Source organism: Elstera litoralis (assembly GCF_000963705.1).
Taxonomy (GTDB): domain Bacteria; phylum Pseudomonadota; class Alphaproteobacteria; order Elsterales; family Elsteraceae; genus Elstera; species Elstera litoralis.
Window position 1 is genome coordinate 1 of the sequence record NZ_LAJY01000377.1, and the last position, 1,418, is coordinate 1,418.

1 protein-coding gene is annotated in these 1,418 nt (G+C 57.6%); it reads right to left on the reverse strand.

The features are described 5' to 3' along the window. Window positions 1-187: 187 nt before the first annotated feature. On the reverse strand, window positions 188-1,418 hold a 1,231-nt coding region (gene clpX / locus VZ95_RS13970), incomplete at its 5' end, for an ATP-dependent Clp protease ATP-binding subunit ClpX (RefSeq protein ID WP_045776399.1).

The window sequence follows — 1,418 nt, forward strand, 5'->3', positions numbered from 1 at the left end:
CGGCACGATCATATGCGGAAAAACAACAATATCCCGCAAAGGAAGAACCGGGTATCGGGCCTCATGGGATTGGGTCATTGAACATTCACCCTAAACGGGTCCTGACAAGCCAGGACTTTACCAAGGTTAAGGTGGCACCCGGCAGGGCCGGGTTCAAGAGACTGTCATAATCAGGGGTGACCCCTGATTATGCACCAGCCCCCGTCTCCGCCTTCTTATCGGCATAGATGTAGAGCGGGGTTGCCCGGCCCTCCACCACTTCCTTATTGATGACGATGCCATCGACATCGACATTGCCCGGCAAATCGAACATCGGCTCCAGCAGAATGCTTTCCATAATGGACCGCAACCCGCGCGCGCCGGTTTTGCGTTCGAGTGCCCGCCGGGCAACCGCCGCCAAAGCGTCTTCGCTGAATTCGAGGCGAACATCTTCCATATCGAAAAGGCGCTGATACTGTTTCAGCAGCGCGTTCTTCGGCTTGGACAGAATTTCCACCAGGGTGGCTTCATCCAGATCATCCAGCGTTGCCACCACGGGCAGACGACCGATGAATTCCGGAATAAGGCCGAACTTCAGCAGATCTTCGGGTTCGACTTCGCGTAGGATTTGCCCCGTGCGGCGCTCGTCCGGGCCGCGCACATCGGCCCCAAAGCCGATAGAGGTGCCTTTGGAGCGCTGCCCGATGATCTTCTCAAGACCGGCAAAGGCCCCGCCGCAGATGAAGAGGATGTTGGTCGTATCGACCTGCAGGAATTCCTGCTGGGGATGCTTGCGCCCACCCTGCGGCGGAACGGAAGCGACCGTGCCTTCCATAATCTTCAGCAGCGCCTGCTGCACGCCTTCGCCCGACACATCGCGCGTGATCGACGGATTATCCGACTTGCGGGAAATCTTATCGACTTCATCGATGTAGACGATGCCGCGCTGCGCCCGTTCGACATTATAGTCGGCCGATTGCAGCAGCTTGAGAATGATGTTTTCGACATCCTCGCCCACGTAACCGGCTTCGGTCAGCGTCGTGGCGTCGGCCATCGTAAACGGCACATCGAGAATGCGCGCCAGCGTTTGCGCCAGCAGCGTTTTACCGCTCCCGGTCGGCCCGACCAGCAGAATATTCGACTTGGCGAGTTCCACGTCGTTATTCTTCTGGGCGTGCGCCAAGCGCTTGTAATGATTATGCACCGCGACCGAAAGCACCCGTTTCGCGTGCTCTTGCCCGATAACGTAATCGTCCAGCACGCCGCGAATTTCGCGTGGCGTCGGCACCCCGTCCCGGCTTTTAACCAAGGTGGTTTTATGCTCTTCACGGATGATATCCATGCAGAGTTCGACGCATTCATCGCAGATGAACACTGTCGGTCCAGCGATCAGCTTGCGCACCTCATGCTGGCTCTTCCCGCAGAAGGAGCAATAAAGC